This window comes from Halomonas sp. LMYGS-3 (assembly GCF_059509875.1).
Genome location: NZ_JCAKFQ010000037.1, coordinates 21,527 through 29,740, shown reverse-complemented (window position 1 = coordinate 29,740; position 8,214 = coordinate 21,527). Strand labels below are relative to the sequence as shown.

The 8,214-nt window shown below is 68.5% G+C and carries 7 protein-coding genes; 5 read left to right on the top strand and 2 right to left on the bottom strand.

The window, feature by feature from the left end; genetic code table 11:
• The first annotated feature begins 208 nt into the window (after window positions 1-208).
• Window positions 209-658: a YcgN family cysteine cluster protein gene (locus AC5W54_RS20740; protein ID WP_495963996.1), complete on the top strand. Its 450-nt coding sequence runs from the start codon at window positions 209-211 to the stop codon at window positions 656-658.
• Window positions 659-669: 11 nt separating this feature from the next.
• Here the strand turns inward: AC5W54_RS20740 and AC5W54_RS20735 are convergent, their stop codons facing one another.
• Window positions 670-1,650: a cysteine synthase A gene (locus AC5W54_RS20735; RefSeq protein WP_495963995.1), complete on the bottom strand. Its 981-nt coding sequence runs from the start codon at window positions 1,648-1,650 to the stop codon at window positions 670-672.
• Between the two features lie 303 nt (window positions 1,651-1,953).
• Between AC5W54_RS20735 and AC5W54_RS20730 the strand changes: the two genes are divergently transcribed.
• Window positions 1,954-2,718, top strand: coding sequence for a hypothetical protein (locus AC5W54_RS20730; RefSeq protein ID WP_495963994.1), 765 nt, complete (start codon window positions 1,954-1,956; stop codon window positions 2,716-2,718).
• A 111-nt stretch (window positions 2,719-2,829) separates the two neighbouring features.
• On the opposite strand, the gene AC5W54_RS20725 is transcribed toward AC5W54_RS20730, so the two are convergent.
• The gene (locus AC5W54_RS20725; RefSeq protein ID WP_495963993.1) at window positions 2,830-4,935 is read right to left on the bottom strand and encodes a S9 family peptidase; all 2,106 of its coding nucleotides are present in this window, start codon (window positions 4,933-4,935) and stop codon (window positions 2,830-2,832) included.
• A gap of 90 nt (window positions 4,936-5,025) precedes the next feature.
• Between AC5W54_RS20725 and AC5W54_RS20720 the strand changes: the two genes are divergently transcribed.
• From AC5W54_RS20720 to AC5W54_RS20710, 3 genes are read left to right on the top strand one after another with little or no spacing between them, the layout of a single operon-like run.
• Complete coding sequence (locus AC5W54_RS20720; protein ID WP_495963992.1) at window positions 5,026-5,439, top strand: hypothetical protein; 414 nt, start codon at window positions 5,026-5,028, stop codon at window positions 5,437-5,439.
• Between the two features lie 9 nt (window positions 5,440-5,448).
• On the top strand, window positions 5,449-7,308 hold the full coding sequence (locus tag AC5W54_RS20715; RefSeq protein WP_495963991.1) for a vWA domain-containing protein: 1,860 nt from the start codon (window positions 5,449-5,451) through the stop codon (window positions 7,306-7,308).
• A complete protein-coding gene (locus tag AC5W54_RS20710) occupies window positions 7,301-8,098 on the top strand; it encodes a class II glutamine amidotransferase (RefSeq protein ID WP_495963990.1) in 798 nt (265 codons plus the stop codon). Before AC5W54_RS20715 ends, AC5W54_RS20710 begins: the two co-directional genes overlap by 8 nt.
• The last annotated feature ends 116 nt before the right edge of the window (window positions 8,099-8,214 follow it).

Sequence of the window (8,214 nt, the reverse complement as noted above, 5' to 3'; positions counted from 1 at the left end):
CGGACGGGGACGGACCTCCAAAAAGACGACGGCTGCGCCTCTGGCACCAGCGCTGAGTATAGGCGGCCGCCGAGTTTCTGTGCCGACAAGAGGGTGCAACCCTAAACAGTTTTCGGCGAACAAGCCATCAACGTCGAGAAAAACCAGGGGATTCCCCAAGGGCTGACCCCACAGATGCGGTCACGATGTCGGTGGCTCAGGAGAGATCATGAGAGAGCGGTTCTGGGAACGCTATCCCCTCGAGGAACTGACGACGGAAGAGTGGGAGGCGCTGTGCGATGGCTGCGGCCAGTGCTGCCTGCTCAAGTTCCAGGACGAGGAGAGCGGCGACCTCGCGGTGCTCAATGTCGCCTGCCGGCTTCTCGATATCCATGGCTGCCGCTGCAGCGACTACGAGAACCGCTTCGCCCGGGTGCCGGATTGCGTCAAGCTCACTCCCGAGCGCATCGACGAGTTCCGCTGGTTACCGAAGTCGTGTGCCTACCGTCGCATCGCCGAGGGGCGCAAGCTCGCCGGCTGGCACCCGCTGATCTCGGGTGACCCCGAGCGGGTGCACCGCAAGGGCATCAGCGTGCGCAGCTTCGCCGTTTCCCAGGGTGAGGTCCCCGAAGAGGAGTGGGAGGACCACATCATCGCCATCCTGCCCATCGACGGGTGAGGCGACGGCGCTCAGGGCTTCAGGCCCTTGTCGGCCAGCCACTCGGCGTTGAACAGCCGCGAGTAATAGCGACCTCCGCCATCGCACAGCACCGTGACGATGGTGTGCCCTGGCCCTAGCTGCCTGGCGACGTGCAGCGCGGCGGCCACGTTGATCCCCGAGGAACTGCCGAGGAAGAGCCCCTCCTCGTCGAGCAGGCGATAGACCGTGGTGACGGCTTCCTGGTCATCGATCATCAAGGCATCGTCGAGCGGTGAGCCTTCCAGGTTGGCAGTCACCCGCGTGCTGCCGATGCCCTCGGTGATGGAGGCGCCGCCCACCACCTCCGGTGTGCCGGTGGTGACGTAGCGGTAGAGGCCGCTGCCGCTGGGATCGGCGAGAATGCAGCGGATATCGCCACGCCGTTCCTTGAGGTAGCGGCTGACCCCGGCGAGGGTGCCGCCGGTGCCGGTGGCCGCGACGAAGGCGTCGAGGCGTCCCTCGGTCTGCGTCCAGATCTCCGGGCCGGTGGTCTCGTAGTGGGCCTGGCGGTTGGCGAGGTTGTCGAACTGGTTGGCCCAGATGGCGTTGTCCATGTCCGCCGCCATGCGCCCGGCGATCTTCTGGTAGTTGTCGGGGTCGCGGTAGGGCTTGGCCGGGACGGTATGGACTTCGGCCCCGAGCGTGCGCAGCAGGTCGATCTTTTCCCGGGTCTGGGTCTCGGGTATCACGATCACGCAGCGGTAGCCGCGGGCATTGCAGATATGCACCAGGCCGATGCCGGTGTTGCCGGCGGTCCCCTCCACCACGGTGCCTCCCGGGCCGAGCAGCCCACGCCGCTCGGCATCCAGAACCATGTAGAGGGCGGCGCGATCCTTGACCGAACCGCCGGGATTCAGGAACTCGGCCTTGCCGAGGATGTCGCAACCACTCTGCTCGGAGAAGCGAGCCAGGCGGATCAGTGGCGTGCCGCCAACCGCTCCGGCGAAGCCGTCACAGATTCGGGTGTTCATTGCCGACCTCCCGCGCCTGAGGGTGTTCCTGCACCCAGTATGGACCCTTGGCCTGGCATCAGGGCGTCCGGCAGTCGTTGGGGCACGTCGTCTCACGGGAGTCCCGTCACTCCCGGGACATGACATATCCCACCTGGCCCGAGGCGTTCTCGCAGCACTTTTCTACCCCCACATTTTCAGTCTCATTTCCGATGGTGCTGGCCCTCAGTCGTTGCGATTCTTTGCAAGACTGTAACTGTTTGTTGGCTTGAACGGGGCTGTCAGGATGACAGGCACACAAGGGGCGGTGAAAGGGGACGGAACATGAAACATTACAAGGCGATAACGTTGGCACTGTCCCTGGGGGCAGTGGCGTCGACGGGGGCCTGGGCGCAGGCGTCGGAATGGAACGATACGCTCAGCGATGAAGAGCTGGCCGAGCTGTTCAACCAGGTCATCCACGAGGGGGCTGTTCTCAGTGATGAACAGTTGGCCGAGCTGCTCAGAAGGTTGCCGCCGACCGGGTCTGGCGGCGACCTTTCCGCGCTTGGTGGCTTCGGCGGGAGCGGTGGCTCCGGCGGTGGCGGTGGTTCCGACGGTGGCGGCGGTTCCGACGGCGGCGGTGGTTCCGACGGCGGCGGCGGTTCCGACGGCGGCGGCGGTTCCGACGGCGGCGGTGGTTCCGACGGCGGCGGCGGCTCCGACGGCGGCGGTGGTTCCGACGGCGGCGGTTCCGACGGTGGCGGTGGTTCCGACGGCGGCGGTGGTTCCGACGGCGGCGGTGGTTCCGACGGCGGCGGTGGTTCCGACGGCGGCGGTGGTTCCGACGGCGGCGGTGGTGGCGATAGCGGCGGCTCCGGTGGGGGCGACAGCGGCGGCTCCGGTGGGGGCGACAGCGGCGGTTCCGGTGGGGGCGACAGCGGCGGCTCCGGTGGGGGCGATAGCGGCGGCTCCGGTGGGGGCGACAGCGGCGGCTCCGGTGGGGGCGATAGCGGCGGCTCCGGTGGGGGCGATAGCGGCGGCTCCGGTGGGGGCGATAGCGGCGGTTCGGGCGGCGGTGCCGCTGGTGGCGCCGGCGGTGGTAGCTAGGCGATAGCTAGGCGATAGCCCGGCGGCAGCATGCCGCCAGCGACTAGCCCGGGCTTCGAGCCCGGGCTAGTCGTTGACATGGCTGGAGGCCTATCCCGGTGCGTTGTCCGGCTAGCTCTCTCGCTCCTCCAGTCCCAGCGCCCAGAGGATGAAGGCATCCTGACGGGCGTTGTCGTGCCAGGCCTTGAAGCGGCCGGAGGCCCCGCCATGGCCGGCGCCCATGTCGGTGCGCATCAGCACGGGGCCGCGGGCGGTGCCGAGCTCGTTCAGCCGGGCGTAGAGCTTGGCAGGTTCCCAGTAGGGAACCCGGGTATCGTGCCAGCTGCCCTGCAGGAACACGGGAGGCCAGGGCTGAGCCGACAGGTTGTCCAGCGGCGAGTAGGCGCGAATGCGCTTGCGGGCATCGGGCTCGTCGGGGTTGCCCCACTCGGTATACTCGGCGGTGGTCAGTGGCAGGTCGGGGTTCTCCATGGTGCGCAGTACGTCGACGAAGGGCACGTCGAGTACCGCGGCACAGAAAGCCGCGGGCGCCAGGTTGAGGCTGGCGCCGACCAGTAGCCCGCCGGCGCTGGCGCCATAGGCGGCGATGCGCTCGCCATCGCTGATGCCTTTTTCGACGAGGGCGTCGCGGGCGGCGAGGAAGTCGCGGAAGCTGTTCTCCTTGTGTTCCAGCTTGCCGGCCAGGTACCAGGGCTCCCCGCGATCGCCACCGCCACGCACATGGGCGACGGCGAAGGCCATGCCCCGGGCGAGCAGTTCGAGCCGGGCCACCGAAAACCAGGGGTCGAGCACCTCGCCGTAAGCGCCGTAGCCGTAGAGCAGGGTGGGCAGGGGATGGCCGGTGAGATCGGCGCGCATCACCACCGAGACGGGGATTCGTTCGCCGTCGTGGGACGTCGCCCAGAGTCGCTCGCAGGCCAGCTGCTCCGGTGCCAGGTCCCCGTGGATGGGCTGCCGCTTGAGCAGGCGGCGTTCCCCGCTGTCGAGATCGTGCTCCAACCAGGACACCGGTAGGGTGAAGGACTCCTCGCGTAGCCGCAGACGACGCGCATCGAAGTGGGGCGAATCCCCGAGGGCCAGGCTGCAGGGCGTCTCCGGCAGCGGTAGCCGCTCATCCCGAGTGATGGCCAGCGTCTCGTCGAGCTCGAGGATGCGCAGGTACACCTGGGCCTCGTGATGGTCACGGGCCGTGATCACCAGCCCCCAGTCGAAGGCGTCGACCCCCTCCAGGGTCTCGTCCGGGCGATGGGCGATCAGCGGTTGCCAGGGAGGCGCCGCGATGCTGCCGGTGACGCTGCCCTCGTCCACCAGGTCGAGGCGAAAGTGAGGGGCCTCTCGGTTGTGCAGCACATAGAAGTGGTCGGGACGATGGTCGAGGGAATACTCGACGCCACTCTCGCGGGCGCGGAAACAGTACGGCGCCGTCGCCGGTTGCCGGGCAGGAACCAGGTGACACTCGCTGGTGTCCTTGGAGGCACTCTCCAGTACCAGCCACTCCCGGGAGCGGGTCTTGCCCAGCCCGAGCCAGAACTCGGGATCCGCCTCGCGCAGGACCAGGGCGGGCTCGCCGGCCTGGGGGGCGCCGGTCGCCGGTGCCGTCAGCGGCAGCCGCCAGATGCTGTCCGGGCGCTGGGTGGCGTCGTAGCGGGTGAACAGCAGGGTCGCGTTGTCCTCGGCCCAGGTGAGCTCGGGGCCGATCTCCTCGAGCAGTTTCTCCGGCTCGCCATCCGGCAAGCGCTTGAGGTAGAGCTCGAAGGTCTCGTCCCCGTTGCAGTCCTCGGTCCAGGCCAGCCAGGCTTCGTCCGGCGACAGCGCCATGTCGCCCAGCTCCAGGTAGGGGTGGGGCTCGGCACGGGCCTGCAGGTCGAGGAAGACCTCCGCCGCATCGTCACGCCCGTTGGGATGGCGCCACCACACCGGGTAGTCGGCATCCACTGCCGTTTCGCTCCAGTAGGTGTAGCGGTCCAGGGGTGTGCGCAGGCCATGGACGGCGAGCTCCCGGCGTGCCAGGTGGCCGTGATACAGTCGCTCCACCAGCCCGTCCAGCGGGGCGAACCAGCTCGCGGATTCGCGATTGGCCGCCTCGAGGAAGGCGACCACCTCCGGGTCGTCCCGATTCTCCAGCCAATGCCACTCGGGATCGTCGGGGCGGCGAAAGCGGGTCACGGGCGTGGCGTCGGGACGCGGGGGATTGTCACGGGGCGGCTGTGCTTTCATTGCGCGGGATGTACCATACTTAGAATATTTTCAAGACAGTGCGTCGCGGGACGCACGGGCTGCGAGGTATCGATGCCGATTACAGATTCAATGTCCCTACTATGGCTGAGCTACGGGTTTTTGTCGCTGGTGGTGGTGTTGACCGGCTACCTGGGGCTGGGCTTCCTGCCGCGGTTGCCGCGGCTGGTGATCACCTGGCTGGTGGCCGGGTTGATCTGGGTGCCGGCGCGCTTCCGCTTGCCGTTGATCGAGGAGGGCGAGGTCTATACCGGTTTCGCGCCGGCGGTGATGGTCGCCACTGTCGCCTTTCTGGAGCGCAATGCCGCGGTGCTGATACCGGCGGTGCTGCTGCTGGCTGCGGGGGGGCTGGCCGGCGCAGGCGTCGGACTGCTGCTCTGGTGGCGGGGGCGTCATCGCCACGAGTACGTCGACATGGACGAAGATGACGAGCCCATGCCTCCCCGTCGCGGCGGCGGGGAGCGGCGGGAGCCGATGATCGGCTAAGGAGCCACGATGGCTTGGTGGATGGTGGGCAGGCGCGGGCGGCGAGTCCGCGGGCTGTTGATGGCGGCCAGCCTGCTGTGGCTGGTGGCAGGGCCAAGCCTGGCTCAGGAGGTCGATGACCACCCGGACGTGCGGGTGATCATCGATGTCTCGGGCAGCATGAAGGAGAACGATCCCGACCAGCTCGGCGCCAGCGCCCTGGAACTGCTGGTGTCGTTGTTGCCGGGGGGCATCAGTGCCGGGGTCTGGACCTTCGGTGAGCGGGTCGACAACCCCTTGCCGCTGGGCCGCGTGGATGCCGAATGGCGTCGCCAGGCCCTTGCCCTGTCGCCGGCGCTGGTGGAGTACCAGCAGTTCACCGACATCGAGGCCGCCGTACGCGAGGCGGCCTCTCCCGCCCCCAACGGCGGGCGTCATCTGATCCTGCTTACCGATGGCATGATCGACTTGCCACCGACTCGCGGGGCCAAGCCCGGCGTGGATCGTGCCTCGCGGCAGACGCTGCTCGACGAACTGGCGCCCCGGCTGGCCGCCGAGGGGGCGGCGGTACACGGCATCGCCTTTTCCGAGGAGGCCGACCTGGCGCTGGTGGAGCGGCTCTCCCAGGTCACCGGTGGCCTGCCGGCGATGGTCGAGTCACCCGAGAGCCTGCTCGGGGCCTTCCTCGATATCTTCGAGCGCATCTTTCCCACCGATCAGGTCCCCATGGAGCAGGGCCGTTTCGTCATCGATCCCGGGGTCGAGTCCTTCTCGGCGCTGTTGTTTCATGACCCCGATGGCGAGCCCCTGAGCCTGGTCGCTCCCGACGGCACCGTCTATCGTGCCGATGACCGCCCGGAGGGAGCCCACTGGCAGGTGGAGCCGCGCTTCGACCTGATTCGCATCCCCGACCCCCAGCCCGGCGAATGGCGCCTGGAGGGCGAGGTCGGCGACGACAGCCGCATCAGCGTGGTGGCGTCGCTGACCCTCAATACCGGCAACCTGCCGGCGACCCTCTACCTCGGTTTCCCGCTGCCGCTGGAAGTCTGGCTCGAGCGCGACGGTGAGCCACTGGTCGAAGGCGCCGGCGAGGTCGCCATGAGCGTGCAGTTGTTCGACCCGGAGGGCGGCGTTCAGGCCGCCGTGCGCCTGGAGGAGCAGGAGGGGCGCTTCGTCGGAGTGCTGCCGGCCCCCGCCCTGACCGGTGGCGCACGGCTGGTGCTTCACGCCGAGGGGCCGGACTTCCACCGCCAGCGCGTCCAGGCGGTGAATGTGCTGCCCGCCATTGGCGCGGTGCACCAGCCCCGGGCCGGCCGCGTGGTACTGGCCGCCGAGCATCCGCGTCTCGATCGTGACAATACCGAGATCCAGGGCGAACTCGCGGGCGAGACGCTGGCGGCCGAGGCCGTGGAGGCCCGGCGCTGGCACATGCCGCTCCCCGAGCTGGAGGGCTCCATCAGCCGGCCGCTGCTGCTGACGGCCCGGGTCACCCTGGACGGCGAGACCCGGGAGATTCGCCTGCCGCGGCTGCTGCTCAATCCCGACGCCAGCACCGGTCTCGACCTGGCGGACGTGGCCGGGCCGACGCTGGCCGCCGAGCGCTTCGACGAAAACCTCGACCCGAACCGGGAGGCGGGGCCCGGGAAGGAGTCCCTCGACGTTGCCGATCGCTTCGTGGCGCTGGTCAATGCCCTGCCGCGCCTTGCCATGGAGCTGTGGCAGGAGGGGCGCCCCGCGCTGGAGCGGCTGGCCGAGGCCCGCGGGCGTGATCCGCGACTCTGGGCGGGAGTGGCATTGGCCGCGGTGCTGTTGCTGGGGCTGCTGGTGGCCCGGCGTCGCCGGCGCCGGCGGTGGCGGCGGGTTGTCCACCGGGAGGAACCGCATGTGTGAGCTGTTGGGAATGAGCGCCAATGTGCCCACCGACATCTGCTTCAGCTTCACCGGCTTTCTGCATCGTGGTGGGGGCACGGGCCCTCACCGCGATGGCTGGGGCATCGCCTTCTACGAGGAGGGCGGATATCGCGATTTCCGCGACCCTCACCCGTCGATTCGTTCTCCCATTGCGCGGTTGATCTGCGACTATCCGATCAAGTCGACCATCGTCATCAGCCATATCCGCCAGGCCAACGTGGGCCAGGTGCGCCTGGCCAACACCCACCCCTTCGTGCGCGAGATGTGGGGCCAGCCCTGGTGTTATGCCCACAACGGCCAGCTCACCGGCTGGCAGACGCTGTCGCTGGGCTTCTACCACCCGGTTGGCGACACCGACAGCGAGCACGCCTTCTGCTGGTTGCTGGGCGAACTGCGCCGGCACTTCCCCGAGCGGCCGGCCGATGACGAGCAGCGCTGCGGGTTGTGGCGCCTGCTGCACCAGCTCTGCGAGCGCCTGCGTGGGCTCGGCGTCTTCAACCTGCTGCTGGCCGATGGCGACTATCTCTATACCTTCTGCTCGACCAAGCTGGCCCATATCACCCGGCGCGCGCCCTTCGGCCGGGCGAATCTTTCGGATGCCGAACTGACGGTGAACTTCGCCGAACACACCACCCCCGACGATGTCGTCTCGGTGCTCGCTACCGAGCCGCTGACCGACAACGAGGACTGGGTGCGCATGGTGCCCGGCGAGCTCCTGGTCTGGAAGGCCGGCGAGATCGTGGCTCGCCATGGCCGGGTGCCAGCGTGACGAGTCGCGACTTGTCAGGCGCGTGGGCATGAGCCAGCTTGAAGCCTGCAAGAGGGAGTCGTGCAGGATGGTGTGTCGCGAGTAAACGATCGTTTCAATCGTTCGTTTTACAGCGC